The following is a 26,165-nucleotide window of genomic DNA, read 5'->3' as shown; positions in this document are numbered from 1 at the left end:
ATGTCCTCAGTGAGCGGCAGTGGCGCTGGAGGCGCGATCATCGCCCCGCACGGGCGTTCGCGCAAACGCCGACCACACCGCGCCCGCCACGATCAGCGCACCGCCCACGAGAATGCGCGCGTCCATGGTGGCCGCGCCCAGCGCCACCGACGAGACGCTGGCGAACAGCACCTCCGACAGCATGATCACCGAGGCCGCGCTCGCGGCCAGCCGCGACGCGCCGTATTGCAGGCACACGTTGGCGATCACGAAGCCCGTGCCCAGCAGCGCGGCCCAGCCCAGCCAGCCCGGGGACGCGCGCATCGGCGAATCGATGGCGCCGAGCGCGGTGCCCGCCAGCGCCGCAACGCCGGCCATGACGGTGCAACCGCAAAACATCGCCAGCGCGCGCGATTCGCCCGGGGCCTGACGCAGATGGCGCAGCGTGATGTTGGTCACCGCGAAGCCGAAGCCCGCCGCCACGCCCAGCCAGTCGGGCAGGCTCGACGGCACCGGCCAGTCGGTGCCCGGCGCCTTCAGCACCACGACCACCCCGGCCAGGGCCAATGCCACCCGCGCCAGCGCGCCGCCGGTCGGCCGCTCGCCCAGCACAAGCCAGGCCAGCAGCACGCTCCACAGCGGCATCAGGTAGAACAACAGCACCACGCGCACCACGTCGCCCTGGGTCACGGCCCAGTTGAAGCCCACGTTGGTGAAGCCCGCCGCCATGCCCAGCACGGCCAGCATCGGGAATGCCGCGAAGCCCTTCCAGGCCTGCCGGCGCACGAGGCCCATCGCCACGGCAATGGCGAGGTAGATCAGGCAGGTGGTCCACAGCGGATGCAGGCCGTGGCCGGCCATCTGGCGGAACGGGAACCAGGACACGCCCCAGACGAAGGCGTTGAAGACGAGGGCGAGCGCGGGCATGGGGGCGTTGGTAAAAGGGGCGCAGGGCGCGCCGGCCAGCTCACCAACGCGGTCGCGCAATGTCAGTGGTGCTTGTCGCTGCGCGCGATGGCCAGGAGGTGCTCGACCTCTTCGGGGTACTTCTTCAGGTTGTTCTCATGCCAGCGCTTGATGAGCCACATGCAACCCGCCACCACCAGGCCGAAGGCGCTGATGGCGCCGTAGGCCGACAGGCCCAGGCCGGTGCACACGCTGTAGAAGCCGCCCAGCAGAAGAATGCAGGCCTGCTCGTTGAAGTTCTGCACGGCAATGGAGCGGCCCGCGCCCATCAGGTTGTGGCCGCGGTGCTGCAGCAGTGCATTCATGGGCACCACCAGGAAGCCGCCGAGCCCGCCCAGGATGATCAGGAACGGCACCGCCAGCCACACGTTGCCGATGAAGTTCATGGCGATCACCATCAGCCCCATGGCGATGCCCATCGGGATCACGCGGGTGGCCATGTCCAGGCGCATGCGCATCGAAGCGACGATGGCGCCCACCGCCGTGCCGATGGTCACCACGCCGGTCAGCGCCGAGGCCTGGGTGGTGTTGTAGCCCAGCGCCAGCGACGCCCAGGCCAGCACGATGTACTTGAGGTTGCCGCCCGCCCCCCAGAACAGCGTGGTGGTGGCCAGCGAGATCTGGCCGAGCCGGTCGCGCCACAGGCGGGAGTTGCAATGCCAGAAGTCGGGCAGCAGCGCCACGATGTTGCGCGCCAGGCCTTGCTCGGGGTTGGAGCGCAGCGGGCGCATTTCCACGCCGGTGTGGGGAATGCGGGTGTTGAACCAGGCCGCCAGCGCGTAGACGAAGATCAGCACCGCAATGGCGGCTTCGGCCGGCGAGTCGATGCCGGTGTCGATCAACGGGAAGTCGAAGGCCAGCAGCTTGCTGGACACCGCATGCCCCACCAGCGTGCCGCCGAGCACGATGCCCAGCAGGATGGACGCGATCGTCAGGCCTTCGATCCAGCCGTTGGCCTTGACCAGTTGGGAGGACGGCAGCAGCTCGGTCAGGATGCCGTACTTGGCCGGTGAATACGCCGCCGCGCCCAGCCCCACGATGGAATACGACAGCAGCGGGTGCGAGCCGAACAGCATCATCAGGCAGCCGACCACCTTGATCGCATTGCTGATGAACATCACCTTGCCCTTGGGCAAGGCGTCCGCGAAGGCGCCTACCAGAGGGGCCAGCACCACATAGAAGACGGCGAAGATCGGCACCAGTGCCGCGCGCTGCCATTCGGGTGCGCCCGAACTTCGCATGAGGTCGACGGCAACAACGAAAAGCGCTTGGTCGGCCAGTGACGAAAAGAACTGGGCCGACATGATCGTAAAGAAACCGCGCTTCATCGATGGGCTGGCTGGCCAGAGGGTCTGCTGGCGGTAGTGAAAAAGTGTCGCGTTGTGGGCGAATGGGCGGTTATAGCATGGGGGTGCGGCGCCAAATTAGGCATCCCCACGGTGTTCGACCCCATTCCCGAAGGTGCTAAAACGTGGTCTGCATTTTCCTCCAGCCCCCGCAGAGTCCCTATGCCGCGTCCCATTCTTGCCACCGTCCACACCGACGCGCTGCGTCACAACCTCGAGCGGGCACGCCGCTCGGCCCTCGACGCCCGGGTCTGGGCGGTGGTCAAAGCCAACGCCTATGGCCATGGCATCGAGCGGGTCTATGAGGGCCTGCGCGGTGCCGACGGCTTCGCGCTGCTCGACCTGGCCGAGGCCGAACGCGTGCGCGCCCTCGGCTGGCGCGGCCCGGTGCTGCTGCTGGAAGGCGTGTTCGACGCGCGCGACCTGGAGCTGTGCTCGCGCCTGGACCTGTGGCATACCGTGCACTGCGACGAGCAGATCGACATGCTCGCCGCCCACAAGACCTTGAAGCCGCAGCGTGTGTTCCTGAAGATGAACTCCGGCATGAACCGCCTGGGCTTCACGCCCGAGCGCTTCGGCTCCGCCTGGACCCGCCTGAATGCGCTCACCCAGGTCGACGAGATTTCGCTGATGACCCATTTCAGCGACGCCGACGGCGCCCGCGGCATCGCCCACCAGCTCGAGGCCTTCGAGCGCGTCACGCGCGACCTGCCGGGCGAACGTTCCATCGCCAACAGCGCCGCCACCCTGCGTCACCCCGAGCTGACGCGCGGCGACTGGGTGCGCCCCGGCATCGTGCTGTACGGCAGCGCGCCCGACTTCCCCGAGCACGACGCGGCGCACTGGCAGCTGCAGCCGACCATGACGCTCGCGACCCAGCTGATCTCGGTGCAGACGCTGAAGGCCGGCGACACCATCGGCTACGGCTCCAACTTCACGGCCGAGGGCCCGCTCACCATCGGCGTTGCCGCGGTCGGCTATGCCGACGGCTACCCGCGCCACTGCGGCACCGGCACGCCGGTGCTGGTGAACGGCGTGCGCACCCGCATGGTCGGGCGCGTGAGCATGGACATGATCACCGTCGACCTCACCAACGTGCCTGGCGCGAAGTTCGGCAGCGAGGTCACCCTGTGGGGCCAATCCGCGAAGACCGGCACGGTGCTGCCGATCGACGAGGTGGCGCGCGCCGCGGGCACCGTCGGCTACGAGCTCATGTGCGCCGTGGCGCAGCGCGTGCCGTTCGCGCCCACCGAAAGCGCATGAAGGTCCTTTCCAACTGGCGCTCCGTGCGCCTTTGGGAAACGCAGGTCGAACGCGACCTGCACCGCAACCACAGCCTGCGCACGCACGGCATCCTGATCGGCAGCTTCACGCTGCTGCTGATGTGGTGCGTGTCGGCGCTGCAGATGCACCTGCTGCACGTCGATTCGCTGGCGGTGCGCTACTTCCTCACGCTGGGCGTGGGGTACCTGGGCTACCTGCTGGTGCTGCGCTGGTGGGCGAAGCGGCTGGTCGAGGGGCGCGAGTTCAATCCGGACATCGACGTGCCCGACCTGGATTTCGGCGGCGGGCGCAGCGCAGGCGGGGGCTCGCACAGCCACGCGAGCGTCGGTGAAGGCGGCGGCGGCAGTGGTGGCGGCGGCAGCGGCCTGTCCGACGTGGCCAGCGGCGCGCTCGACGTGGCCGGCGCGTCCGACGAGGGTGCCGTCATCGTGGTGCCGGTGGTCGCCATCTTCCTGATCTGCACGGCCGTGGTGCTCGGCGCGGGCTCGCTGGTGCTGCTGTACTTCAGCTGGGACGCGCTGCTGGCCGTGGCCGTCGAGGTCGCCTTCTCGTACGTGTCGGCGCGCGCCGCGGTGCGCGTGGCGCGCGAGGGCTGGCTCATGGCGGCCGTGCGGCTCACCTGGAAGCCGCTGCTGGGCGCGGTGGTCTGCGCGGTGGCCCTGGGCGCGCTGCTCGACCACTTCATGCCGCAGGTCGACTCGTTGCCCGAGGCGGTGCGGGTGCTGCTGAAGACGCACTGAACGCGCACGGCACCGCATGTCGAGCGACGCGAAGAAATACCTGCAGGCGTTGGGTGCCGAACTGGCCACGGCGCTCGGGCCTGACTACCGCTTCTACAAGTCCGCGCTCGAACTCCGCGCGCCCACCGGCACGGGCGACAACGTCATCGCGCTGGGCGGCGCGATGCGCGGCGCGCCCTTCATCGCCATCGCCTTTCACTTCGGCTGCAGCTTCACGGCGGCCAGGGCCGTGGCGAAGCAGCTCGGGCTGCAGGCTGTCGGGCCTCACATATCGCAGTACTCGCTGAACCGCGCGTCCATGAAGGGCTTGCCGGCCTCCGGCCCGGGCCGGGTCTCGTGGGACGTTCACACTGGCAAGACGCCCGACGCCACGCTGGTGCCGGAGATGGTCACTGCGATCCGCGGCATGGCGCTGCCGTTCTTCGAGCGCTTCGCGGACATGACGGCCGCGAGAAACGCCGTGGCCGCCAATGACGCCTGGTGCCTGGGCGGCACCGCGCAGTGGCGCAACGTGCTGGGCTGGACGCCGCACTCGGCGAGCTGGACCACTTCGAGGCCTGGGCTGCCAGGCTCGACAGGCTCAACGCGCAGGAGGCATCGGAGCTGCTGCGGCGCGCCGAAGCCGAACGATCGACAAGGAATCCGGTGGCCTCGCGCATGGACCCGCCTGTCCGGTCTCCCTAGACTTGGGGCATGGATCAATCCCCCGAAGCAAACCCTGCCGCCGCGGACCACGCAGGCCACGCGGACCGCACCAACTGGCGCACCCGGCCCCACAGCACCTGGGCCTTCCAGCATGTGCGTGACCTCATCCCCGTGGCCGACATCGCCAACGACCCGGCGCGCGCCGCGCCTTTTCCCACCGACATCGCCGCGCTCGACCTCGCGGAGTTCCAGCAGCTCACCCGCACCGACGGCCTCGTCGTGATGCACAAGGGCCGCGTGGTGCACGAGTCCTACGACACCGGCATGGCGGCGCACACGCAGCACATCCTCATGTCGGCGACCAAGTCGGTGGTCGGGCTCGTGGCCGGCGTGCTGCACGGCGAGGGCCTGCTCGACGTCGATGCGCCCGTGTCGGCCATCGTTCCCGCGCTGGCGCGCACCGCCTTCCAGGGCGCCACCGTGCGGCAGCTGCTCGACATGCGCACCGGCGTCGTCATGGACGCGCAGGCCGCCGAGGCCTACCGCGCCGCCACCGGCTGGGACCCGGTGCCCCCCGGCGAGGCGCCGTCGGACCTGCGCACCTTCTTCGAGACGACCACCGCCACGCACGCGCCGCACGGCGGTCCGTTCAAGTACACCTCGGCCAACACCGACCTGCTGGGGCTCGTCATGGAGCGCGTGGCCGGGCAGCCCTTCGCCACGCTGGCCAGCGAGCGCCTGTGGGCGCCCATGGGCGCCGAAGACCCGGCGTACATCACCGTCGACGCCAAGGGCGCGGCCCGCTGCACCGGCGGCCTGTGCGCCACCGCGCGCGACCTGGCGCGCGTGGGCTGGATGGTGTTGCAGCAAGGGCGCGCTGCCGACGGCCGCGCCGTGGTGCCCGCCGGCTGGATCGAGGACATGTGGCATGGCGGCGACGCCGAAGCCTGGAACCAGGGCGAGTTCGCCGCGGGCTTCGCGGGCATGCGCATGCGCTACCGCAGCGGCTGGTACGTGGTCGACGACGCGCCCGGCATGCTGTTCGCCATGGGCATCCACGGGCAGCACCTGTTCGTCGACCCGCGCAACGAGCTGGTCATTGCCAAGCTGTCGTCGCAGAACCAGCCGATCGATGCCATTGCGACGGCGCGCACCTTGCGGGCCGTGGGGGCCATCCGGCGCGCGCTGGCCTGAACGACCGTCGGCGAACGCGCGCTGCGTGAATTTGTAGGCGTGCGGGGCATCGGGCAGTGGCTTCCGGGCGGAGACAATCCGCGCCGGAGGAAATAACTGCTCACATGAAATCGAGAAAACATACAAACGCCGCATGGCATGCATGCGGCATCGCGCTGGCCGTCGCCGGCTTCTCGGCGCAGGCACAGACGCAGACGGAGGGAGGCGCGGCATCGGAACCGTTGCCGGCAAGTGCCGCGGCAACGGCCGCGGACCCCGCCGCGGCACCCGCACCGGCCGCACTTGCCGCCGCGACCGAAGCGCCCCCGGAGGCGCCTGCCGCGCCGCAGACCCGGCTGCGTTTCAACCGCGGCCTCTACAAGCCCGGCATCGAAAAGCTTCGCGTGGTCCGCCGCGAGAACACCGTCAACAATGTGGCAGGGCAGATTGCGCTGAACGTCGCGTTCGCGGTGCTGGTTCGTGGCGCGGCCGTGCAGGGCTTCTCGAAGGACGACCTGGGCGGCGACACGCTCGACGCCCTCAAGGACGACCCACTGGGCGTCAACCCGGCCATGGCCGAGTTGAACGAGGCGCTCGGCAAGGTCGCCACCGACATCTACCGCAAGCGCGCCGAAGCCGCGCACGCCACCGCCCTGACGGACGGCTCCACGCCCGAGGAGATCGCGGAAGCGGGCAAGGTCCAGGCGGAAGCCGACACGCCACTGCTCCCGGGCCCGTGGCACCTGGTCTACGAAAACCTGACGGGCTCGGACGAGTTGTTCCGCCTGAAGTTCGGCGCCGAGCTGGGCCGCCCGGGCTTCATGCGCCCGCCGGCCACCTGCTTCTACCAGTCGGAACCTGTGGCGTGGGCGCAATGGCAGGCCGACAACTGGCAGCGGCTGCGCGAGGAACGCACGAAGGCCGTCGCCGCCTGTACCGAGACGCTGGCCGCCACGCCTGAAAAGCGCTGGTGAGCGCTTGCCGGTGCGCCCGGCGGATCAGTACAGCCCGAGCTGCCGCGTGCGCAGCCGGGCCAGCCCCAGCAGCGCATCGGTGAACGGCGTGGCCACGCCGGTCAGCTCGCCCAGCTCGCGCACCACCGTCACCAGCGCATCGAGCTCCACCGAGCGCCCCGCCTCCACGTCCTGCAGCATCGAGGTCTTGAACGCGCCGAGCTTCATCGTGATGGCGTGCCGGTCTTCGGGGCTCTGCGTGATCTCGATGCCGATGCGCCGGCCGATTTCCTTGGCCTCCAGCATCACCGCCGAGATGAAGCCGCGCACGTAGTCGTCGCCCATGATCAGGTCGGTGGTGCAGCCGGTGAGTGCGCTGATCGGGTTCACCGTCATGTTGCCCCACAGCTTGAACCAGACGTCCTTCTGGATCTGCGGCGACAGCGTGGTGTCGATGCCGGTGCTCTTGAGCAGCTCAACAAGCTTCTGCACGCGCGGCGTGGCCTCGCCCGATGGCTCGCCCACGATCAGTCCGTTGCCGAAGTGGTGCCGCACCACGCCCGGCCCGTCGAGCGAGCAGCTCGCGTGCACCACGCAGCCGATCACGTTGCGCGACGGAATGGCCTTGGCAATGGCGCCTTCGGGGTCCACTGCGGCGAGGCGGTGCCCGGTGATCGCGCCGCCGAAGCCGCCTTCGAGGAACCACCACGGCACGCCGTTCATGGCCACCAGCACGACGGTGTCGGCGCCGATCAGCGGGCCGATGCGCTCGGCCACGCCGGCCAGCGCGGGCGCCTTCACGGCGATGACCACCAGGTCCTGCACCCCGAGTTCCGCCGGGTCGGCCACCGCGTTGACGGGCACGCGCGTGCGCACGTCGCCGCGCACCAGGGAGAGGCCGTCGCGCCGCAGCGCTTCCAGCGTGGCGCCGCGCGCCACCACGTTGAGCCGTTGGCCCGCCTGCGCGAGGCCGGCGCCGATCCAGCCGCCGATGGCGCCGGCGCCGTAGATGCAAATCTTCATGAGGTTTCCGGGTTCAGTTGCGGTAGGAAGGGTCGATGCGGTCCACCTGGCGGACCAGCGCATTGAACACGTCCTGCCCGGCACCGTGCTCGGGGCTGAACTGCAGCGCGTCGCGCGTGCAGCGCTGCGCGATTTCCTCGCTCACCGGAATGGCGGGCCCCATCGAGAAGGTGGCCATCTGAATTTCGCAGGCGCGCTGCAGCGTCCACAGGATGGCGAAGGTCTGCGGCAGCGTCTCGCCCCAGGCCAGCAGGCCGTGGTTGCGCAGGATGACGGCGTTGCGCTCGCCGATGCTCTTGAGCAGCCGCGGGCCCTCGTCGGCGTGGATGGTGATGCCCTCGAAGTCGTGGTACGCCACCATCCCGTGCAGCTGCGCGGTATAGAAGTTGGTCTGCTGCAGGCCGCCCTGCAGGCAGGCCACGGCCACGCCGGCGGTGGTGTGCGTGTGCATCACGCAGTGCGCGCCGGGCAGCCCGTCGTGAATGGCCGCGTGCACCACGAAGCCGGCCGGGTTCACCTTGTGCGTCGAACCGTCGAGCACCTTGCCCTGCAGGTCGATCTTCACCAGGTTGCTGGCCGTCACTTCGCTGTAGTGCAGGCCGAAGGGGTTGATGAGGAACTGCTTCTCGCCACCCGTCACGCTGTCGGGCAACCGCACCGTGATGTGGTTGTAGATCATCTCGACCCAGCCCAGCATCGCGAACACGCGGTAGCAGGCCGCGAGCTCCTCGCGCGCGGCGCGCTCGTCGGGATGGATCGAAGGGTGGACCAGCGCGGACGGCGCTGGCGTGGCGAGTGTGTTCATGGCAGTTCCTTCATGGGGTTAACCTTCCGCGGTGAAGCCGACCTCTTTGACGATCGGCGCCCACTTGGCGGTGTCTTTCTTCAGCAGCGCGGTCAGCTCGGCGGGCGTGGAAGACATCGCCTCCAGGCCGAAGGTGCCCAGGCCGTCGATCACGTCCTTCTGCGCCAGCGCGTTCTTCATGGCCGTGTTCAGCTTGGCCACCAGTTCGGGCGAAGCCTTGGCCGGCAGGAAGAAGGCGAACCATTCGCTGTGCGCCATGTCCTTCAGGCCCTGTTCGCCGAAGGTCGGCACGTCGGGCGCGAAGCGGCTGCGCTTGGCACCGGACACGCCCAGGATGCGCACCTTGCCCGACTGCAGGTGCTGTGTGATGTCGCCGATGGGTCCCGACACCGCCGAGACGTTGCTGCCCAGCAGGTCGAGCATGGCCGGCTGCGTGCCGCGGTAGGCGGCGTGCTTGAGTTCGACCTCGCCTTTCTTGCCCAGCAGCGCGCCGATGAAGTGCGGCGTGGAGCCCGCAGCTGGCGAGCCGAAGTTGGCGCCGGCCGGGTTGGCCTTGGCCCAGGCCAGGAACTCGGGCACCGTCTTCACGCTGGCCGGCACGGCCGGGCCCACGGCAAAGCCGAAGTCGAAGACGCAGGCCAGGCTGACGGGCGTGATGTCGACCATCGGGTCGTAGGGCAGCTTCTTGTAGATGTGCGGGTAGATCGTGAGGATCGAGGTCGGCGTCTGCAGGATGGTGCTGCCGTCGGCGGGGCGGCCCTTCACGTAGCTCACGGCGATCTGGCCGCCCGCGCCGGTGCGGTTCTCGACCACGGCGGTCTTGGCGTACTCGCCGCTGAGCTTCAGCGCCAGGCGCCGGCAGGTGGTGTCCGACGTGCCGCCGGCCGCGAAGCCGGTGACGATGGTGGCGGTCTCGATGTTCATCGCTTGCGCGAAGACGTTCTGGCCAAGGCTGGCCATCAAGGCCGAGGCACTGGTGGTCTGCAGGATCTGGCGGCGGGTGAAAGTCATGATGGGTCTCGCTCCGGGACGTTGTTGTGAAAAGTCACGACTCGTCGCGCAGCCAGGTGACCGCGCCCGAGTGGGTCACGGCGCCCTGATGGGCAGGGCGCACGGTGAGCGCGTATTTTTCCAATAAACCGCCTTTCGGCGCCCCCGCGTTTACCTCACGTCCGGCCAGGCGCGACGCGATTTCTTCTGCCGTCAGTTCCACCGAAATGGTGCGTGCTTCTGCGCGCGCATCGATGGCGATCACGTCGCCGTCGCGCAGGGCCGCAATCGGCCCGCCGTCGGCCGCCTCCGGCCCCGCGTAGCCGATGCACAGGCCGCGCGTGGCGCCGGAGAAGCGCCCGTCCGTCAGCAACGCCACCTTGTCGCCCATGCCCTGGCCGTAGAGCAGGGCGGTGATGCCCAGCATCTCGCGCATGCCGGGGCTGCCCTTGGGGCCCTCGTTGCGGATCACGATCACGTCGCCCGGCTCGTAGCGGCGGTTCTGCACGGCGGCCTGTGCCTGCTCTTCCGAGTCGAAGACGCGCGCCGGGCCGCGGAACACCAGGCCCTTGAGCCCCGCCGTCTTCAGCAGCGCACCGTCGGGGCAGAGGTTGCCCTTGAGCACGGCCAGCCCGCCGTCGCGCGAGATCGGGTTGCCGGCCTCGCGCACCACGCGGCCGTCGGGCGCCAGCGCGCCGACCAGTTCCTCGGCCATGGTGCGGCCGGTGAAGGTGAGCGCGTCGCCGTGCAGGAAGCCCTGTTCCAGCAGCGTGCGCAGGATGACCCCCGCCCCGCCGATGTAGAACACGTCGCGCGCCAGGTACTGGCCGCCCGGGCGCAGGTCGGCGATGAGCGGGGTGCGCGCGAAGATCTCTGCCACGTCGTCCAGGTGGAACTGGATGCCCGCCTCGTGCGCGATGGCCGGCAGGTGCAGCGCGGCGTTGGTCGAGCCGCCCGTGGCCGACACCACGGCGCAGGCGTTCTCCAGCGCCTTGCGCGTGACGATGTCGCGCGGCAGCGGGCTGTCGCCCATCACCGCTTTCATGAGGTTCTTTGCCGCGCGGCGCATCAGCGGCGCGCGTTCGCTGAACACCGCAGGCACCATGCTCGAGCCGATGGGCGCCAGGCCCAGCGCCTCGGACACCATGCCCATGGTGTTGGCGGTGAACTGTCCCGCGCATGCGCCGGCCGTGGGCAGGCAGGCGCGGCTCATGGCATCGAGCTCGTCGTGCGTGGCCGTGCCGGCCAGCACCTTGCCGATGGTCTCGTAGGTGTCGACCACGTTCAGGTCGCGCCCGTCCGGCCCGGGCATCTGGCCCGGCAACGCGGAGCCGCCGTGCACGAACACGCTGGGCACGTTGCAGCGCACCATGCCCATCATCAGCCCGGGCAGGTTCTTGTCGCACGCGCCGATGGCGAAGATGCCGTCCCACTGGTGGCCGCGCGTGGAGGCCTCCACGCTGTCGGCGATCAGCTCGCGCGAGATCAGCGAGAAGCGCATGCCCGAGTGCGCCATGGTGAGCCCGTCGCTCACCGACACCACCGGGCATTCGTGCGGCGTGCCGCCGCCCGCGTAGATGCCGGTCTTGGCGTGCTGTGCCTGCTCGCGCAGGTTGAGGTTGCACGGGCTCATCTCGCCGCCGGTGTGGAACACGCCGATGTGCGGGCGCGCGATGTCCTCGTCGTCCTGGCCCAGCGCATGCAGGAAGCTGCGCGTGGTCGCGCGGATCGTGCCCTCGCGGATGGTGGCGGAGCGAAAGCGCTTGGATGGGTCGGTGGGTGTGGTCATCGGGCTGGCGTCGGCTGGCGGGAGTGCGTCACTGCGGGAGGGTCAGAACATCGTGTTGCTGTTCGCGGCCGTTTCTGGCACGGGCTGCACCACGTCCCAGTGCTCGACGATCTTGCCGTTCTCCAGCTTGAAGATGTCCACGATGGCGCTGCCGCGCGTGCCGGGCTCGCGCACCGCGTTCACATGCAGGATCACGTAGTCGCCGTCGACGAAGCTGCGCTTGATGTCGCTGTGCGACTTCGGAAACTTCTCGCGCAGGAAGCCCACGAACTTGCGAAAGCCCTCGGGGCCGTCGGCTGCCGTGGGGTTGTGCTGCACGTAGCGGTTGCCCACGTACTGCAGGGCCGCGTCGGCGTCCTTCTGGTTCAGGCCTTTTTCGTAGAAGGCGAGCACCGTCTGGCGATTGGCTTCCTGCTGGGCAGTGAGGCCTTGCGGCTTGCCGGTGCCCATGGGGGCGCAGGCGGCGAGGAAGAGGGTGGCTGCGGCGGCGATGGCCGCGAGGGTCGTGCGTTGCATGAGGGGGTTCCGGTGTGAAGTGAATTAGTAGCTGCTGGGCGCGGCCGCGCCCGGCGCGGCTTTGTATTTGGCCAGCAGCTGCTTCGCCGCCGCCGCCAGCACGATGGTGTCCACCCCCACCGCCACGAACAGCGCGCCGATCGCGAGCCACTTGCGCGCCTGCTCCTCGGTGGTCGACAGGATGCCCGGCGCCTTGCCGGCCTTGAGGATGCGCGCAACCGCGTCGGCAATCACCGCCTGCACCTCGGGGTGGTTGGGCTGGCCCACGAAGCCCATCGACGCCGACAGGTCGGCCGGACCGATGAACACGCCGTCCACGCCCGGCGTGGCCGCGATGGCGTCGATGTTCTTCATGGCTTCCACCGTCTCGGCCTGCACCAGCAGGCAGGTTTGCGCATTGGCTTCGTGCAGGTAGTTCGGGTAGGCCTGCCAGCGTGACGCACGCGCCAGCGCGCTGCCCATGCCGCGAATGCCCTCGGGCGGGTAGCGCATGCCCTGCACCAGCCGCGCGGCCTGCTCGGCCGTGTCGACCATGGGCACCAGCAGCGTCTGCGCGCCGATGTCCAGGTACTGCTTGATCAGCGTGGTGTCGCCGACCGGAATGCGCACCACGGGGTGCGAGCGCTCGGCTTCGGGCTGCGCCGACCATGCGCTGGAAATGGCCTGCAGCTGCGCGAGCACCGAGCGCACGTCGTTGGGCGCGTGCTCGCCGTCGACCAGCAGCCAGTCGTAGCCGATACCGGCCAGGATCTCGGCCGCGTAGCCGTCGGCCAGGCCGACCCAGAGGCCGATCTGGGGCTTGCCCGATTGAAGGGCCTGCTTGAAGGTGTTGATGGGTGTGTGCATGGGGTTCTTTTCAGACAAAACGGAAGGCGATGGAGCCGAGGGGGCCGTAGTCGGCATGGAAAGTGTCGCCCGGCACCGCGGTGGTGGGGCGCGTGAACGAGCCGCCCAGCACCACCTCGCCGGCTTCCAGGCATTCGTCCCACGGCGCGAGTTTGTTCGCAAGCCACGCCACGCCGGTGGCGGGGTGGTTGAGCACGGCCGCGGCCACGCCCGACTCTTCGATCACGCCGTTCTTGTAGAGCAGCGCGCTCACCCAGCGCAGGTCGACCGCATCGGGCTTCACGGGCCGCCCGCCCATCACGATGCCGGCGTTGGCCGCGTTGTCGGCGATGGTGTCGAATACCTTGCGCATGGCCTTGGTGTGGCGGTCGAACTGCTCGATGCGCGCGTCGATGATCTCGATGGCGGGCACCACGTAGTCGGTGGCGGCGAGCACGTCGAAGATGGTCACGTTCGGGCCCTGCAGCTTCTTGCCGAGCACGAAGGCCAGCTCCACCTCGATGCGCGGTGCGATGAAGCGCTTGAACGGAATGTCGCCGCCCTGCTCGAAGAACATGTCGTCCAGCAGCGTGCCGTAGTCGGGCTCGGTGATCTGGCTGGCCTGCTGCATGGCGCGCGAAGTGAGGCCGATCTTGTGGCCCTTGACGACCCGGCCTTCGGCGATCTTGGTCTTCACCCATTCGCGCGAGATGGCGTAGCCGTCCTCGACGGTCATCTCGGGAAAGCGCTTGGAGAAATGCTCGACCTGCACGCGCGACTTCTCGCTGTCGTGCAGCTCGGCGGCCAGCTTGGCAATGGTGTCGGAAGAGAGCATGGAGGCCTTCGCTCAGGTCTTGTTGAACAGGGGATGCAGGTTGCTGTGCTTGCCGTCGTACACCTGCCCCGGGCTTTCGTCGATCTGCAGCGTGATGCCGATGGGGCGCTGCTCGAAGATGGGCGCGAAATGCGCGCGCACGTCGGCCAGCAACTCGTCGCCGGCCTTCTTCTTCACCGCCTCGGAGCGGCCCGCGGCCATGCGGATGTTGAGGTACACGAAGGCGTAGTCGGCCTTGCCGTCGGCCACCGCGTGGTGCGCGGCCGGGTAGGCCAGCACGCGCGTGCCGCCGATGGGAAACACCGGCTTGCCGGCCTCGTCGCGCTGCGCGAGCATGGTGTCGGCCAGCGTGCGGCACAGCGCCGACATGTCGGTCTCGGCCTCGATGTTCGGCGTGTAGAGGATCACCAGGTGGGGCATGCGTATCTCCGGTTCATTCGATGGCCATCGTCGCCGCGGTGCAGGTCACCGCGAAGATCGGAATGGCCTTCATGTGCAGGATCTCGCCCTTGCCGCGCGCGGCCGCGGCCACGCTGAGGAAGGTGCGGATCTCGAAGCCGCCCTGGCCCGCCTCGCGGTAGGTGGCCTCGTCGTTGTAGTCGTCCTGCGAGAGCAGCGCCTCACGGTCGTTGGCGCACCAGCGGCGCATGAACTCGGCGTCCCACGCGGCGTTGACCTTGCCTGAATCCGGCGTGGCCGGCCAGTGCGAGATGCCGCCGGTGCCCACCAGCGCGATGCGCTCGGGCGCCTTGTCGCAGGCGCGCCGCAGCGCCTCGCCGAAGGCCCAGGCGCGGTGCAGCGGCGTGAGCGGCGGGCCCTGGCAATTGATGTTGACGGGGATGACCTTGGTGTCGAACTTCGGCGTCAAGAAGTTCAGCGGCACCATGATGCCGTGGTCGAACCTCCATTCTTCCGCGTAGGCCACGTCCACCGTCTGCATTACCTCGCGGATCAGGCGCTGCGACAGCGCGGCGTCGCCGGGCACGGTGGTCTTCGCGATGCCGAGCCACTTCGGGTCTTCGATTGGACCTTCGTAGCTGTCGGCCATGCCGATGGCGTAGGCCGGCATGTTGTTCATGAAGAAGTTCGCGAAGTGCTCGGCCGCGATGACGATCACCGCGTCGGGCTTCGTCGCGCGCATCGCTTCGCCGAAGCGGTGGAACTGCGCGTGGAACTCGTCCTTCACCGCCGGGTCGGCCAGATGCGCGCGGCCGGTGATGCCGGGGGCGTGGCTGCACACGCCTGCGAATACAAGGCTCATACGCCTGCCACCCTTTCGTCTGTGCCGGTTGTCATGGCGTAGATGCCGGCACGCACGGGGCCGTACTTGCGCACGCCTTCGCGCATGGCTTCCAGGTAGTCAGCCCATGCAATGCCCAGCAGCGGCGCGAAGTGCATCAGCAACTGGCCGTTGCAGCCGAGCACATAGAGCTTGCCGATGTCGCCCGAATCGATGGCTTCGCGCTCTTCGTCGTTCAGGTCATAGGCGCCCAGCAAAGCCGCGCGCGCATCGCCGCCTTCGGCATAGCGGCGCTGCACCTCGGGCTCGCGGTTGAGCGCGAACAAGAACTTCTGCATCGCATAGAGGCTCACCGGTCAGCCCTCCACCTGGATGTTGGCTTTGCGAATGACGTCGCCGTACTTCGAGATCTCGCTCTGGATGAAGGCCGCGAAGCGCTCGGGCGTACCCGACAGCGACGCGATGCCGCCCTTGTGGAAGGCCTCGGTCACCACGGGCCCTGCGAGCGCGCGGTTCACCTCGGCGTTCATGCGTTGCACGATGGCATCGGGCGTGCCGGCGGGCGCCAGCAGGCCGTTCCACGAATTGGACTCGATGGGCACGCCCTGTTCGGCCAGTGTGGGTATGGACTGCGCGTACTGCGAACGCTGTGCGGTCGCCATGCCCAGCGCAATGAGCTTGCCGTTTTGCACATGGCTGCGGAACTCGGGCCAGTTGCCGAACATCATCGTCACCTGCCCGCCGAGCAGGTCGGTGAGCGCCGGGCCCTGGCCCTTGTAGGGCACGTGCACGATGTCCAGGCCCATCTGCAGCTTGAGCATCTCGCCCGACAGGTGGGCCGAGGTGCCGTTGCCGAAGGACGCGAAGCTCAGCGTGCCCGGCTTCGCCTTGGCCTGGTTGCGCAGGTCGGCCAGCGTCTTCAGGCCGCTGCCCGGGTGCGTGGCGAGCACATGCTCCGACATGCCCATGAGCGCGACGGGGCGCAGGTCTTTCTGCGTGTCGTAGGGCAGCTTGCGGATCAGCGTCTGGTTGGCCGTGAAGCTGTTGGCCACGCAGACGAAGGTGTAGCCGTCGGGCGCGGCCTTGGCGGCGGCATCGACGCCGATCACCGTGCCGGCGCCCGGCTTGTTGTCGACGATCACCGGCTGGCCCAGCGCCTTCGACAGTTCGACGCCCACGAGGCGTGCCACGAAGTCGGTGGTGCCGCCGGGCGTGAAGGGCACGATCACGCGGATCGGCCTGGCGGGCCATGTGCCTTGCGCGCGCGCGAGCGAAGGCAGCGCCACGAGTGCGGCTGCGCCTTGCAACAACGTGCGGCGTCGGGTGTTCACGCCACGCCGCACAGCGAGGTGTGGGGTGTGACTCACGCCACGCCGCACAGCGAGGTGTGAGGTGTGGCTCACGCCACGCCCCAGTGCGGAATGTGGTGCGAGCCCATGGACACCGCGATGTTCTTCGGTTCGCAGAACACCTCGTAGCTCCAGGTGCCGCCTTCGCGCCCCGTGCCCGAGGCCTTGGTGCCGCCGAAAGGCTGGCGCAGGTCACGCACGTTCTGGCTGTTGACGAAGCACATGCCGGCCTCCACGGCCGCAGCGACGCGGTGCGCCTTGCCGATGTTCTCTGTCCACACATAGCTGCTCAGGCCGTAGGGGATGTCGTTGGCCAGGCGGATCGCATCGGCCTCGTCCTTGAACGGAATCAGGCAGGCGACCGGGCCGAAGATCTCGTCCTGCGCGATCTTCATGCGGTTGTCGACGTCGGCGAACACGGTGGGCATCACGTAGTTGCCGCGCTGAACGCGGTCGGGCAGGTTGCTCGGACCTTCGAGGCCGCCGCACAGCAGCGTCGCGCCTTCCTTCGGGCCCAGCTCGATGTAGCTGCGCACCTTGGCCAGGTGGGCCTGCGAGATCATCGGGCCGACGATGGTCTTCTCGTCGAGCGGGTCGCCCACGGTGATGCGCTTGGCGCGCTCCGCGAACCTGGCCGCGAAGTCCGCGTAGATCGACTGCTGCACCAGGATGCGCGAGCCCGCCGTGCAGCGCTCGCCGTTGTTGCTGAAGATCATGAACACGGCCGCGTCGAGCGCGCGGTCGAGGTCGGCGTCGTCGAAGATCACGAACGGGCTCTTGCCGCCCAGCTCCATGCTGAACTTCTTCAGGCCCGCGCTCTTCACGATGCGGTTGCCCGTGGCGGTGGAGCCGGTGAACGAAATCGCGCGCACGTCGGCGTGGCCCACCAGCGGCTCGCCGGCTTCCTTGCCGTAGCCGTGCACCAGGTTCAGCACGCCGGGCGGAATGCCGGCTTCGAGCGCCAGCTCGCCCAGGCGCGCGGCCGTGAGCGGCGACAGCTCGCTCATCTTCAGCACCGCGGTGTTGCCGAAGGCCAGGCAGGGCGCGACCTTCCAGGTGGCCGTCATGAAGGGCACGTTCCACGGGCTGATGAGCGCGCACACGCCCACCGGGTGGAACAGCGTGTAGTTCAGGTGCGTGGGCGTGGGGTAGGTGTGGCCGTCCACCCGCGTGCACATCTCGGCGAAGTAGTAGAAGTTGTCGGCCGCGCGCGGAATCAGCTGCTTGCCGGTCTGCGCGATGACCTGGCCGCAGTCGTTGGTCTCGGTCTGCGCGATCTCGGGCACATGCGCGGCGATCAGGTCGCCGAGCTTGCGGATCAGCTTGGCGCGTTCGGGTGCGGGCATGCCGGCCCACTTGGGGAAGGCTTCCTTCGCGGCGGCCACGGCGGCGTTGACCTCGGCTTCGCCGCCCGAGGCGACCTCGGCCAGCACCTCCTGCGTGGCGGGGTTCACCGTTTCGAAGTAATCGGTGCCGGCAACGCGCTTGCCGTTGATCAGGTGATCGACTCTCATGCTTGTCCTTGAAGGGTCTCGATGGTGTTGATGAGCGCGCCGATGCGCTCGATCTCGGTGACGACCACGTCGCCCGGCTGGCAATCGACCACGCCGTCGGGCGTGCCGGTGAGGATCAGATCGCCCGGCGACAGCGTCATGAAGCGGCTGAAGTATTCGATGAGGAAGGGCGCGTCGAAGATCATGTCGCGCGTGTTGCCCTGCTGCGTGACGGTGCCGTTGACGGTGGTGCGCAGCGCGAGCGCCATCGGGTCGGGCACATCGGCCGCATCGACGAACCACGGGCCCAGCGGCGTGCAGGTGTCGCGGTTCTTCACGCGCAGGTTGGGGCGGTACCAGTTCTCCAGGTAGTCGCGAATGGCGTAGTCGTTGGCCACCGTGTAGCCGCCGATGAAGTCGCAGGCGTCGTCGCGCTTCACATTTTTCGCGGTCTTGCCGACCACGATGGCGAGCTCGCATTCGTAGTGCATGAACTTCACGCCGGCCGGGCGGTGGGTGCGCTGGCGGTGGCCGATGAGCGCGCTCTGGCCCTTGACGAACACCAGCGGCTCTTCGGGCGCCTTGAATTCGAGTTCCTTGGCATGGTCCGCGTAGTTCAGGCCCAGCGCGAGGATGGTGCGCGGGCGCGCCGTGGGCGCGAGCGGCGGCAGCCAGGTGAGCTGCGCCTGCGGCACGACGCGGCCGTCGTCCAGGCGCACGGCCGCATCGGCCTGGCCGTCGAATTCGTGGGCGGTGCCGGTGTGTTCGCGGCCTTCGTAGATGACGCGTGCGTGCTTCATGCGGCTTCCTTCACCAGCGTGTGGCTCAAGGTCTCGAACCCCGGCGCGGAAATGTCGATGCGGTCGCCGGCGCGTGCCAGCGGGCGGCCGGGGCCGCAGCCCAGCATCAGCACGTCGCCGTGCGCGAGCGTCATGAACTCGCCGACGTCGGCCAGCAGTTGCCGCGCGGGCCGCACGAGCTGCGAGAAGTCGATGGACTGCTTCAGTTCGCCGTTGATGCGCACCTCGACGCGGAAGGCCGCGGGGTCCGCGACGTCCTGTGCGTCGCGCAGCGCCGGCCCCACGCCCAGAAAGCCGTCGACGCACTTGAACTTCACCGGCGGACGGAAGAAGCTTGCGTGGGGAATCGACAGGTCGTCCAGCAGCACGAAGCCTTCGACGTCGCCCTCGGCGCCGACCACCATGCCGATGCTCGCGCCGACTTCCACCTGGGGCACGGCCGCGGGCACCGTGATGGCGCTGCCATGCGGGCTCCAGGTGTTCGCCGTCTTCACGTAGAGCACGGGCGCCTGGGGCGGGGCCTTGTAGGGCGGCTGCGTCATCTGCGGCGCGAGCGCTTCCACCTCGGCGCGAAAGTTCAGCAGCGTGCCGTACACGGTGCCGGCCGGAAGGTAGTGCGCAGGGTGCGGACTGTGGCTCATGAAGGTTGCTCCAGTGCGATGAGTTCGTCGAGCAGCCCGTACAGCTGCGTGAGCTTGGCCTTGCCCATCGACTGTTCCATCCAGTCGTAGTGCGCCTCGATGCTGCTGCCCAGGCGCTTGACCAGCTTCATGCCGTGCGGCGTGGCCGCGACCACGGTTCGGCGCTGGTCAGCCGGGTCGCGCCCGCGGGTGATGAGGTTGTCGCGCTCCATGCGCGCGAGCACCCCGGTGAGGCTGGGGCCGAGGATGAAGGCCTCGCGCGCCACCCGGCCGGTGTCGACCGCGCCGTGTTCGCCCAGCACGCGCAGCACGCGCCATTGCTGGTCGGACAGCGCGTGCTCGCGCAGGCTGGGCCGGGTGTGGGCCATCACGGCTTCGCGGGCCTGCAGCAGCAGGCGCGGCAAATTGCGGTGCGTGAATGTGGTGCTCAAGGGCTTGTCTCTTTCCGCGTTCTCTCGAAATTACTTAACATGTTAAATGATTGGCCCTTTCTTTCCAAGGCGCCGGGCATCAGGGTTTGTGCGGACACCTAAACTCGTCGCATGGCCAAGGACAAAACACTTTTCGTCTGCAGTGAATGCGGCGGCACCAGCCCCAAATGGCTCGGCAAATGCCCGAGTTGCGGCGCCTGGAACACCCTCGTCGAACAGGTGGCGGGCGCAGGCGCCGGCGGCGGTGCGGCCAACAACCGCTTCGGCACGCAGTTCGCGTCGCTCGCGGGCGCGTCGGAGCTGTCGACCCTTTCGGAAATCGAGGCGACCGACGTCGCGCGCACGCCCACCGGGCTCGACGAACTCGACCGCGTGCTCGGTGGCGGCATCGTGTCGGGCGGCGTGACGCTGATCGGCGGCGACCCGGGCATCGGCAAGTCGACGCTGCTGCTGCAGGCGGTCGACGCGCTGCAGCGCGCGGGGCAGAACGCGCTGTATGTCACGGGCGAGGAAAGCGGCGCGCAGGTGGCGCTGCGCTCCAAGCGGCTGGGCCTCGATCACTCGCAGGTGCAGGTGCTGGCCGAGATCCAGCTCGAGAAGATCATCGCCACGCTCGACGCCACGCGCCCGGCCATCGCGGTGATCGATTCCATCCAGACGGTGTACTCCGACCAGCTCACCTCGGCCCCGGGTTCGGTCGCGCAGGTGCGCGAATGCGCGGCGCACCTCACGCGCTTCGCCAAGACCAGCGGCACGGCCGTGGTGCTGGTGGGCCACGTCACCAAGGAGGGCGCGCTGGCCGGCCCGCGCGTGCTCGAGCACATGGTCGACACGGTGCTGTACTTCGAGGGCGAAACGCATTCGACCTTCCGCCTGGTGCGCGCCATCAAGAACCGCTTCGGCGCGGTCAACGAGATCGGCGTGTTCGCCATGACCGAGCGCGGCCTGAAGGGCGTGACCAACCCGAGCGCCATCTTCCTGAGCCAGCACGCCGAGCCGGTGCCCGGCAGCGTGGTGCTGGTCACGCTCGAAGGCACGCGGCCGATGCTGGTGGAAATCCAGGCCCTGGTCGACAACGGCGGGCCGAGCCCGCGCCGCCTGTCGGTGGGCCTGGACCGTGACCGCCTGGCGATGCTGCTGGCCGTGCTGCACCGCCATGCGGGCGTGGCCTGCATGGACCAGGACGTGTTCGTCAACGCGGTGGGCGGCGTGCGCATCAGCGAGCCTGCGGCCGACCTGGCCGTGATGCTGGCCATCACCTCGAGCCTGCGCGGCAAGCCGCTGCCCAAGGGCTTCATCGCGTTCGGTGAAGTCGGCTTGGCCGGCGAGGTGCGCCCGGCGCCGCGCGGGCAGGAGCGCCTGCGCGAGGCCGCCAAGCTGGGCTTCAGCGTGGCGGTGGTTCCCAAGGCCAACGCGCCCCGAAAGGGCGCGAAGGAAATCGAAGGCCTGACGATCCATGCCGTCGAGCGCATCGAAGAGGCGATGGACGTGGTCCGCCGCCTCGATTGATCGTGACGGGAAAAAAACGGCCCGGCGCGCCTCTGACGCGCCGGGCCTACCCTCCCTACCCCCCGATGTGCATCGTGAACGCCGGTCCGCTGTTGAGCACGCATTGGCCGCTGCCCAACGTGGCCGAGTTCATCGTGTACTGGCAACTCAGGTTGCCGCCGCGGCTGCCGGTGGCATTCGCCACGCCGGTGCCCCGCGAGCCTGCGACCCGGGTTGCCTCTCCCTGAAACTGTTCGCCGCCGATCTGTGCGTTGAAGTGGCCGCGGCCGTTCATGTCGTTGGTCACCGTGCCGGCGACGGCGCCGTAGCGCGCGGCCTCGGCGTTCGACGGGTACAGCCGCGCGTTGAAGGTCTGTGCGATCGGGCCCGGTGCGACGGCGTACGCCTGCGAAGGCGGTGCCGCGGGAGCGGGTTGTCCGAGCGGCACCACGTAGCAGCCGCTGAGTGCGGTGCCCGCGAGCGCGGCGACGAGGGTGAGGCGAACGAAGGTGACGGAACGCGGAATGGTCATACGCTTTTCAGTGGCCCGGGCTGATGCCCGTGAAGCGAAATGTGCCCGCTGGCGCTCCCTGGCCCTGCGCTTTTCGGCCCGGGTACCGCCCGGCGCCCCCGGCGGTAGTCAGCGCCGCTACTCCGGGGTGTCGATTCGCCCTGCGGTCGGGCGGCGACAATGCGCGCCATGAATTTCAAGAAATTTCTGGTGCCCGTGGGCGCCATCCTTCTCCTGGGGCTGGCCTGGCGCAGCGGCGGATGGGGCGGCGTGGCCCTGGCCGCCGGCGCAATCGTGATGTTTCTGCTGCTGCACTTCAACCGCGCGATGCAGGTGCTGAAGCGGGCGGCGGAGCGCCCGGTGGGCTACGTGGGCAGCGCCGTGATGCTCAATGCCAAGCTCAAGCCCGGTGTCACGCTCATGCACGTGGTCGCGATGACGCGCGCCCTGGGCGAGCTGCGTTCGCCCAAGGACGAACAGCCCGAGCTGTACCGCTGGACCGACGGCGGCAATTCGTACGTCGACACCGTGTTCAGCGGCGGCAAGCTGCAGAGCTGGACCATGACGCGGCCCGAAACCGCGCCCGAAGACGAAACCCAAAACCCCACGGCCTGATCAGCCCGCACCCGCCTTGCGTCCGGGCTGCCGCCAGGGCGGGTTCGCCTTGGCGTGGTGCCGCGCCTCTTTCGCGAATTCGGCGCATGCGTGCGTCATCAGGTCGGCCGAGCGGTAGACCAGGAACACGTCGAAGTCCGGCAACGCGTCGGTGATCGGCAATTTCTCCAGCAGGCCGGGCTGCAGCCGCAGCGGCCCCGCGCCGTGGAACACGAAGTCCGACCACATGCTGATCATGTCGGTCTGCGTGGCCAGCTGAAGGCCCAGCAGGTTCGACGCGCTCTGCACCATGCGCCGGGGCATCTCGAGCCCGTGCATCTGCATGGTGCTGACCAGCGGGCTGCCCGCGTCGTCGATCGGGTCGAGCACCAGCCAGTCGGCGTCCAGCAGCGGCTGCAGCTTGCGCACGCGCCGCAGCGGATGGCCCGCGCGCACCGAAAGGTGCATGGCCACCGAGAACAGCGGCTCCCATTGAAAGGCGTTGGTGCCCGGCCCGTTGCAGGTGGAGATCAGGCCCAGGTCGAGCCGCCCTTCGCGCAGGCCTTCGAAGATCTGCTGCGGCCGCAGTTCGAAGCCGCGCATCGCCACGTTGGGAAAGCGCTGGCGGAACGACGCCATCGCGTCGGGCAGCGGGCCGCTCGAGGCCACCGCGGTGAAGCCGATGTTGAGCTGCGCCTCGTCGTGCCCGCGGATCGCCTCGATGTCTTCCAGCGCATGCCGCAGCTCCTGCTCGACCAGGCTCGCGCGCTTGACCAGCGCCACGCCGTAGGCCGTGAGGCTCACGCCGCGCGTGGAGCGCGACATCAGTGTCACGCCGAGTTCGCGCTCCAGCTCCGAGATGGTCTTGGACAGCGCCGGCTGCGTGGTGTGCAGGCTGCGCGAGGCCTCGTGGATGCTGCCGTGCTGGGCCACGGCCAGCAAAACGCGCAACTGTTGCAGCTTCATCGTGGTGCCGTTTTTTCGAAAAAGGGGCGCAAAAACACCGCCTTGGTGGTTCTCCCGATGGCGCCACGGGCCTCTTTCTGTCGGGGATTCCGTTTGGTTATCGGCATGAAAATTTGTGATTCTTCGCTGCTGTGCTTTGCCTGAATACTCCGCCGCAAAGGGTCCTGCCGGTCCCCCGCAAACCTGTTCGTGGAGACATTAAATGAGCGAAGCCACCTTGCCTGCAAGCCCGATCCTGGGTTCTTCTTCCAGCGCCTCCAACGCTGCCGGTGCCGCCAAGGCGAAGGCACCGCAGAGCCAGTTCCGCCTGATCGCGGCCTGCTCGCTCGGCAATGCGCTGGAGATGTACGACTTCACCGTCTACAGCTTCTTCGCGCTGCTGATCGGCAAGCTGTTCTTTCCTTCGGACAGCGCCTACGGCTCGCTGCTGCTGGCCGTGGCCACCTTCGGCATCGGCTTCGTGATGCGTCCGCTGGGCGGCGTGATCATCGGCAACTACGCCGACCGCAAGGGCCGCAAGGCCGCCATGACGCTGACCATAGGACTCATGGTGCTGGGCACGCTGTGCATCGCCTTCGCGCCGACTTACGCATCGGCTGGCGTGTTCGGCTCGCTGATGATCGTGGCGGGTCGGCTGCTGCAGGGCTTCTCGCTCGGCGGCGAAGTGGGCGCGGCCACCTCGATGCTGATGGAGGCCGGCGGCGTGAAGGGCCGGGGCTTTCGCGTGAGCTGGCAGCTGGCGAGCCAGGGCATCTCGGCCTTGCTGGGTGCGCTCACGGGCGCCGCGCTGTACGCCGCCTTGCCGCAGGCTTCGCTGGAGAGTTGGGGCTGGCGCCTGCCGTTCCTGCTCGGCCTCCTGATCGCGCCGGTGGGCTTCTACATTCGCGCCCACCTCGACGAGACCCACGTTGCCGACAGCCATGCGTCCAGTCCCGTGGGCCGGCTCCTGCGCGAACACGGCGGTACGGTGCTCAAGGGCATCCTGGCGACCACGGCGGGCACCGCGACCATGTACCTGGTGGTGTTCTTCATGCCCACCTACATGATCCGCGTGCTGCACATGCCGCCGTCGCTGTCGCTGCTGTCGGGCTGCGTCACCGGTATCACGCTGTTCGTGGTGTCGCTGGTGGCGGGGCGCCTGGCCGACCGGCTGCCCAACCGCCGCCCGCTGGTGATCGGCTCGCTGCTGTTCAGCGTGGTCGCGGTGGTGCCGGTGTTCTGGCTCATCAGCCACTACCCGAGCGTGCCCTTGGTGCTCGCGCTGTCGGCGCTGCTCACCGCGAGCGTGAACATCGGCACCACGCCGATGTTCCTGATGCTGCTGGAGATGCTGCCGGCCGGCGTGCGCGCCAGCGGCATCTCGGTGATCTACAGCGTGGGCGTGACGATCTTCGGCGGCTCCTCGCAGTTCATCGTGACCTGGCTGCTCGCCAAGACCGGCAACCCGCTCTCGCCGGCTTTCTACATGGTGGTCTGCGGCGCGTTGAGCCTGGCCGCGCTGCTGAGCCTGCGCGAGCGCAAGGCGGCCTGACATCCCTTCGAAACGGACCTTTCTTCATGACCCGCGAACTCAGCCCCCAGACCACCAAGCTCCTGTCCCGCCTGCTGCCCCAGGCCGACGTCGACACGCAGGCCTTCGTCGACATCCGCCGGCAGATCCACGCCAACCCCGAACTCGGCTTCGAGGTGAGCGCCACCAGCGAGCTGGTCGCCAACCTGCTGCGCAGCTGGGGCTACGAGGTGCACACGGGCATCGGCAAGACCGGCATCGTGGCGCAGCTGAAGGTGGGCCACGGCACGCGCCGCCTGGGCATCCGCGCCGACATGGACGCGCTGCCCATCGTCGAGGCCACCGGCCTGCCGTACGCGAGCCGCACCCCCGGGCGCATGCACGCCTGCGGGCACGACGGCCACACGGCCATCCTGCTGGCGGCGGCCAAGGCACTGGCGAAGGCGCGCGACTTCGACGGCACGCTGAACCTGATCTTCCAGCCCGATGAAGAGAACCTCTGCGGCGCGCGCGCGATGATCGCCGACGGCCTGTTCGAGCGCTTTCCCTGCGATGCGGTGTACGCGCTGCACAACGCGCCCGGCGTGCCGGTGGGCACCATGCTGGCCGTGACCGGCCCGGTGACGCTGTCGTCCGACGTGGCCGACGTCACGATCAAGGGCGTGGGCGGGCACGGCGCCATGCCGCACCGTGCGCGCGATCCGGTCGCGGCGGCGGCCGCCATCGTGACGGCGCTGCAGACCGTGGTGGCGCGCAACGTGGCGCCTGACGACACGGCGGTGGTGTCCGTCGGCTTCATCCGCGGCGGCGCCACGCACAACGTGATTCCGCAATCGGTGACGCTGGGACTGAACGTGCGCGCGGCGCGGCCCGAGACGCGCGCGCTGGTCGAGCAGCGCATCCGCGAGATCGTGAGCTTCACCGCGCAGGCGCACGGCGTGGAGGCCGAGATCGACTACCGCCAATTGGTGCCGCCGGTGGTCAACACCGCGGCCGAGACGCAGCTGGCCGCGCAGGTCTGCGCCGAGCTGGTGGGCGAGGAGAACGTCGTCACGCAGGTGCCCAAGGGCTTCGCGGGCAGCGAGGACTTCGCCTGGATGCTCGCCGCGCTGCCGGGCTGCTACCTGATGCTGGGCAACGGGGAGGGCGAGTTCGGCGGCTGCATGGTGCACAACCCCGGGTATGACTTCAACGACCGGGTGCTGCCGCTGGGCGCGGCCTGCTGGGTGCGGCTGGCGCAGACCTACCTAGTCGCCTGAACCTTCATCGAAGG

At 68.8% G+C, this 26,165-nt stretch carries 28 protein-coding genes; 9 read left to right on the top strand and 19 right to left on the bottom strand.

Annotation, left to right across the window (positions count from 1 at the left end):
• Positions 1-6: 6 nt before the first annotated feature.
• Positions 7-906 carry a DMT family transporter gene (locus tag ACSFBM_RS27785; RefSeq protein ID WP_435487282.1) on the bottom strand — a complete coding sequence of 300 codons (900 nt, stop codon included), beginning with the start codon at positions 904-906 and terminating at the stop codon, positions 7-9.
• Between the two features lie 62 nt (positions 907-968).
• Entirely contained in the window at positions 969-2,273 is a 1,305-nt protein-coding gene (lplT, locus tag ACSFBM_RS27780) for a lysophospholipid transporter LplT (protein WP_435438760.1), read from the bottom strand.
• A 180-nt stretch (positions 2,274-2,453) separates the two neighbouring features.
• Here lplT and alr point away from each other — a divergent pair, with 180 nt between their 5' ends.
• The 5 genes from alr to ACSFBM_RS27755 all read left to right on the top strand — a co-directional run bounded on the left by alr (position 2,454) and on the right by ACSFBM_RS27755 (position 7,107).
• Positions 2,454-3,554 carry an alanine racemase gene (alr, locus tag ACSFBM_RS27775; protein WP_435487281.1) on the top strand — a complete coding sequence of 367 codons (1,101 nt, stop codon included), beginning with the start codon at positions 2,454-2,456 and terminating at the stop codon, positions 3,552-3,554.
• The gene (locus ACSFBM_RS27770) at positions 3,551-4,315 is read left to right on the top strand and encodes a hypothetical protein (RefSeq protein WP_435487280.1); all 765 of its coding nucleotides are present in this window, start codon (positions 3,551-3,553) and stop codon (positions 4,313-4,315) included. The genes alr and ACSFBM_RS27770 overlap by 4 nt, the downstream gene beginning before the upstream one ends.
• Positions 4,316-4,816: 501 nt before the next feature.
• A complete protein-coding gene (locus tag ACSFBM_RS27765; protein ID WP_435487279.1) occupies positions 4,817-4,999 on the top strand; it encodes a hypothetical protein in 183 nt (60 codons plus the stop codon).
• 9 nt (positions 5,000-5,008) lie between these two features.
• The gene (locus ACSFBM_RS27760; protein WP_435487278.1) at positions 5,009-6,154 is read left to right on the top strand and encodes a serine hydrolase domain-containing protein; all 1,146 of its coding nucleotides are present in this window, start codon (positions 5,009-5,011) and stop codon (positions 6,152-6,154) included.
• Between the two features lie 104 nt (positions 6,155-6,258).
• Entirely contained in the window at positions 6,259-7,107 is an 849-nt protein-coding gene (locus ACSFBM_RS27755; protein WP_435487277.1) for a hypothetical protein, read from the top strand.
• Positions 7,108-7,131: 24 nt separating this feature from the next.
• Here the strand turns inward: ACSFBM_RS27755 and ACSFBM_RS27750 are convergent, their stop codons facing one another.
• From ACSFBM_RS27750 to hpaR, 15 genes are all read right to left on the bottom strand, one after another.
• Complete coding sequence (locus tag ACSFBM_RS27750) at positions 7,132-8,109, bottom strand: 2-dehydropantoate 2-reductase (protein WP_435487276.1); 978 nt, start codon at positions 8,107-8,109, stop codon at positions 7,132-7,134.
• 13 nt (positions 8,110-8,122) lie between these two features.
• Positions 8,123-8,914, bottom strand: coding sequence for a class II aldolase/adducin family protein (locus tag ACSFBM_RS27745; protein WP_435487275.1), 792 nt, complete (start codon positions 8,912-8,914; stop codon positions 8,123-8,125).
• Between the two features lie 18 nt (positions 8,915-8,932).
• Positions 8,933-9,925: a Bug family tripartite tricarboxylate transporter substrate binding protein gene (locus ACSFBM_RS27740; protein WP_435487274.1), complete on the bottom strand. Its 993-nt coding sequence runs from the start codon at positions 9,923-9,925 to the stop codon at positions 8,933-8,935.
• A 34-nt stretch (positions 9,926-9,959) separates the two neighbouring features.
• Entirely contained in the window at positions 9,960-11,693 is a 1,734-nt protein-coding gene (gene ilvD, locus ACSFBM_RS27735) for a dihydroxy-acid dehydratase (RefSeq protein WP_435487273.1), read from the bottom strand.
• Between the two features lie 42 nt (positions 11,694-11,735).
• Positions 11,736-12,209, bottom strand: a complete 474-nt coding sequence (locus tag ACSFBM_RS27730) for a nuclear transport factor 2 family protein (protein WP_435487272.1) — start codon at positions 12,207-12,209, stop codon at positions 11,736-11,738.
• Between the two features lie 24 nt (positions 12,210-12,233).
• Positions 12,234-13,055, bottom strand: coding sequence for a 4-hydroxy-2-oxoheptanedioate aldolase (gene hpaI / locus ACSFBM_RS27725; protein ID WP_435487271.1), 822 nt, complete (start codon positions 13,053-13,055; stop codon positions 12,234-12,236).
• Between the two features lie 10 nt (positions 13,056-13,065).
• Positions 13,066-13,869 (bottom strand): 2-oxo-hept-4-ene-1,7-dioate hydratase, encoded by an 804-nt coding sequence (hpaH, locus tag ACSFBM_RS27720; protein WP_435487270.1) that lies wholly within the window; start codon positions 13,867-13,869, stop codon positions 13,066-13,068.
• A 12-nt stretch (positions 13,870-13,881) separates the two neighbouring features.
• Complete coding sequence (locus ACSFBM_RS27715; RefSeq protein WP_435487269.1) at positions 13,882-14,289, bottom strand: 5-carboxymethyl-2-hydroxymuconate Delta-isomerase; 408 nt, start codon at positions 14,287-14,289, stop codon at positions 13,882-13,884.
• A gap of 13 nt (positions 14,290-14,302) precedes the next feature.
• Positions 14,303-15,130: a DODA-type extradiol aromatic ring-opening family dioxygenase gene (locus ACSFBM_RS27710; protein ID WP_435487268.1), complete on the bottom strand. Its 828-nt coding sequence runs from the start codon at positions 15,128-15,130 to the stop codon at positions 14,303-14,305.
• Positions 15,127-15,462, bottom strand: coding sequence for an aromatic ring-opening dioxygenase subunit LigA (locus ACSFBM_RS27705; protein WP_435487267.1), 336 nt, complete (start codon positions 15,460-15,462; stop codon positions 15,127-15,129). Before ACSFBM_RS27705 ends, ACSFBM_RS27710 begins: the two co-directional genes overlap by 4 nt.
• Before the next feature lie 3 nt (positions 15,463-15,465).
• Entirely contained in the window at positions 15,466-16,440 is a 975-nt protein-coding gene (locus ACSFBM_RS27700; protein ID WP_435487266.1) for a tripartite tricarboxylate transporter substrate binding protein, read from the bottom strand.
• Between the two features lie 68 nt (positions 16,441-16,508).
• A complete protein-coding gene (hpaE, locus tag ACSFBM_RS27695; RefSeq protein WP_435487265.1) occupies positions 16,509-17,972 on the bottom strand; it encodes a 5-carboxymethyl-2-hydroxymuconate semialdehyde dehydrogenase in 1,464 nt (487 codons plus the stop codon).
• On the bottom strand, positions 17,969-18,751 hold the full coding sequence (locus ACSFBM_RS27690) for a fumarylacetoacetate hydrolase family protein (protein WP_435487264.1): 783 nt from the start codon (positions 18,749-18,751) through the stop codon (positions 17,969-17,971). Before ACSFBM_RS27690 ends, hpaE begins: the two co-directional genes overlap by 4 nt.
• Positions 18,748-19,392 carry a fumarylacetoacetate hydrolase family protein gene (locus ACSFBM_RS27685; RefSeq protein ID WP_435487263.1) on the bottom strand — a complete coding sequence of 215 codons (645 nt, stop codon included), beginning with the start codon at positions 19,390-19,392 and terminating at the stop codon, positions 18,748-18,750. Before ACSFBM_RS27685 ends, ACSFBM_RS27690 begins: the two co-directional genes overlap by 4 nt.
• Positions 19,389-19,823, bottom strand: a complete 435-nt coding sequence (gene hpaR / locus ACSFBM_RS27680) for a homoprotocatechuate degradation operon regulator HpaR (RefSeq protein WP_435438780.1) — start codon at positions 19,821-19,823, stop codon at positions 19,389-19,391. Before hpaR ends, ACSFBM_RS27685 begins: the two co-directional genes overlap by 4 nt.
• Positions 19,824-19,934: 111 nt before the next feature.
• Between hpaR and radA the strand changes: the two genes are divergently transcribed.
• A complete protein-coding gene (radA, locus tag ACSFBM_RS27675; protein ID WP_435438781.1) occupies positions 19,935-21,332 on the top strand; it encodes a DNA repair protein RadA in 1,398 nt (465 codons plus the stop codon).
• Between the two features lie 55 nt (positions 21,333-21,387).
• On the opposite strand, the gene ACSFBM_RS27670 is transcribed toward radA, so the two are convergent.
• Entirely contained in the window at positions 21,388-21,843 is a 456-nt protein-coding gene (locus ACSFBM_RS27670; protein WP_435438782.1) for a hypothetical protein, read from the bottom strand.
• A gap of 159 nt (positions 21,844-22,002) precedes the next feature.
• Between ACSFBM_RS27670 and ACSFBM_RS27665 the strand changes: the two genes are divergently transcribed.
• Positions 22,003-22,437: a glycerate kinase gene (locus ACSFBM_RS27665; RefSeq protein ID WP_435487262.1), complete on the top strand. Its 435-nt coding sequence runs from the start codon at positions 22,003-22,005 to the stop codon at positions 22,435-22,437.
• Here the strand turns inward: ACSFBM_RS27665 and ACSFBM_RS27660 are convergent, their stop codons facing one another.
• Entirely contained in the window at positions 22,438-23,382 is a 945-nt protein-coding gene (locus ACSFBM_RS27660; RefSeq protein WP_435438784.1) for a LysR family transcriptional regulator, read from the bottom strand. It lies immediately after the preceding gene.
• A 202-nt stretch (positions 23,383-23,584) separates the two neighbouring features.
• On the opposite strand from ACSFBM_RS27660, the gene ACSFBM_RS27655 reads away from it, so the two are divergent.
• Both ACSFBM_RS27655 and ACSFBM_RS27650 read left to right on the top strand, forming a co-directional pair.
• Positions 23,585-24,913, top strand: a complete 1,329-nt coding sequence (locus tag ACSFBM_RS27655; RefSeq protein ID WP_435487261.1) for an MFS transporter — start codon at positions 23,585-23,587, stop codon at positions 24,911-24,913.
• Between the two features lie 26 nt (positions 24,914-24,939).
• The gene (locus tag ACSFBM_RS27650) at positions 24,940-26,151 is read left to right on the top strand and encodes a M20 aminoacylase family protein (protein ID WP_435487260.1); all 1,212 of its coding nucleotides are present in this window, start codon (positions 24,940-24,942) and stop codon (positions 26,149-26,151) included.
• The last annotated feature ends 14 nt before the right edge of the window (positions 26,152-26,165 follow it).

This window comes from Variovorax pasteuri, from assembly GCF_051216435.1.
Taxonomy (GTDB): Bacteria; Pseudomonadota; Gammaproteobacteria; order Burkholderiales; family Burkholderiaceae_C; genus Variovorax.
Note: the sequence above shows the minus strand (reverse complement) of the source record. Positions and strands in the feature narration are given on the sequence as shown.

Bases quoted from the DNA above. Each gene is read 5' to 3' on its own strand.
- ACSFBM_RS27760 (WP_435487278.1), top strand. From the start codon at position 5,009: ATGGATCAATCCCCCGAAGCAAACCCTGCCGCCGCGGACCACGCAGGC.
- ACSFBM_RS27755 (WP_435487277.1), top strand. From the start codon at position 6,259: ATGAAATCGAGAAAACATACAAACGCCGCATGGCATGCATGCGGCATC.
- hpaE (WP_435487265.1), bottom strand. From the start codon at position 17,972: ATGAGAGTCGATCACCTGATCAACGGCAAGCGCGTTGCCGGCACCGAT.
- ACSFBM_RS27740 (WP_435487274.1), bottom strand. From the start codon at position 9,925: ATGACTTTCACCCGCCGCCAGATCCTGCAGACCACCAGTGCCTCGGCC.
- ACSFBM_RS27785 (WP_435487282.1), bottom strand. From the start codon at position 906: ATGCCCGCGCTCGCCCTCGTCTTCAACGCCTTCGTCTGGGGCGTGTCC.
- ACSFBM_RS27750 (WP_435487276.1), bottom strand. From the start codon at position 8,109: ATGAAGATTTGCATCTACGGCGCCGGCGCCATCGGCGGCTGGATCGGC.
- hpaH (WP_435487270.1), bottom strand. From the start codon at position 13,869: ATGCTCTCTTCCGACACCATTGCCAAGCTGGCCGCCGAGCTGCACGAC.
- ACSFBM_RS27660 (WP_435438784.1), bottom strand. From the start codon at position 23,382: ATGAAGCTGCAACAGTTGCGCGTTTTGCTGGCCGTGGCCCAGCACGGC.
- ACSFBM_RS27665 (WP_435487262.1), top strand. From the start codon at position 22,003: ATGCGCGCCATGAATTTCAAGAAATTTCTGGTGCCCGTGGGCGCCATC.
- ACSFBM_RS27745 (WP_435487275.1), bottom strand. From the start codon at position 8,914: ATGAACACACTCGCCACGCCAGCGCCGTCCGCGCTGGTCCACCCTTCG.
- ACSFBM_RS27730 (WP_435487272.1), bottom strand. From the start codon at position 12,209: ATGCAACGCACGACCCTCGCGGCCATCGCCGCCGCAGCCACCCTCTTC.
- ACSFBM_RS27715 (WP_435487269.1), bottom strand. From the start codon at position 14,289: ATGCCCCACCTGGTGATCCTCTACACGCCGAACATCGAGGCCGAGACC.
- ACSFBM_RS27690 (WP_435487264.1), bottom strand. From the start codon at position 18,751: ATGAAGCACGCACGCGTCATCTACGAAGGCCGCGAACACACCGGCACC.
- ACSFBM_RS27670 (WP_435438782.1), bottom strand. From the start codon at position 21,843: ATGACCATTCCGCGTTCCGTCACCTTCGTTCGCCTCACCCTCGTCGCC.
- ACSFBM_RS27650 (WP_435487260.1), top strand. From the start codon at position 24,940: ATGACCCGCGAACTCAGCCCCCAGACCACCAAGCTCCTGTCCCGCCTG.
- lplT (WP_435438760.1), bottom strand. From the start codon at position 2,273: ATGAAGCGCGGTTTCTTTACGATCATGTCGGCCCAGTTCTTTTCGTCA.
- radA (WP_435438781.1), top strand. From the start codon at position 19,935: ATGGCCAAGGACAAAACACTTTTCGTCTGCAGTGAATGCGGCGGCACC.
- hpaI (WP_435487271.1), bottom strand. From the start codon at position 13,055: ATGCACACACCCATCAACACCTTCAAGCAGGCCCTTCAATCGGGCAAG.
- alr (WP_435487281.1), top strand. From the start codon at position 2,454: ATGCCGCGTCCCATTCTTGCCACCGTCCACACCGACGCGCTGCGTCAC.
- ilvD (WP_435487273.1), bottom strand. From the start codon at position 11,693: ATGACCACACCCACCGACCCATCCAAGCGCTTTCGCTCCGCCACCATC.
- ACSFBM_RS27685 (WP_435487263.1), bottom strand. From the start codon at position 19,392: ATGAGCCACAGTCCGCACCCTGCGCACTACCTTCCGGCCGGCACCGTG.
- ACSFBM_RS27655 (WP_435487261.1), top strand. From the start codon at position 23,585: ATGAGCGAAGCCACCTTGCCTGCAAGCCCGATCCTGGGTTCTTCTTCC.
- ACSFBM_RS27710 (WP_435487268.1), bottom strand. From the start codon at position 15,130: ATGAGCCTTGTATTCGCAGGCGTGTGCAGCCACGCCCCCGGCATCACC.
- ACSFBM_RS27770 (WP_435487280.1), top strand. From the start codon at position 3,551: ATGAAGGTCCTTTCCAACTGGCGCTCCGTGCGCCTTTGGGAAACGCAG.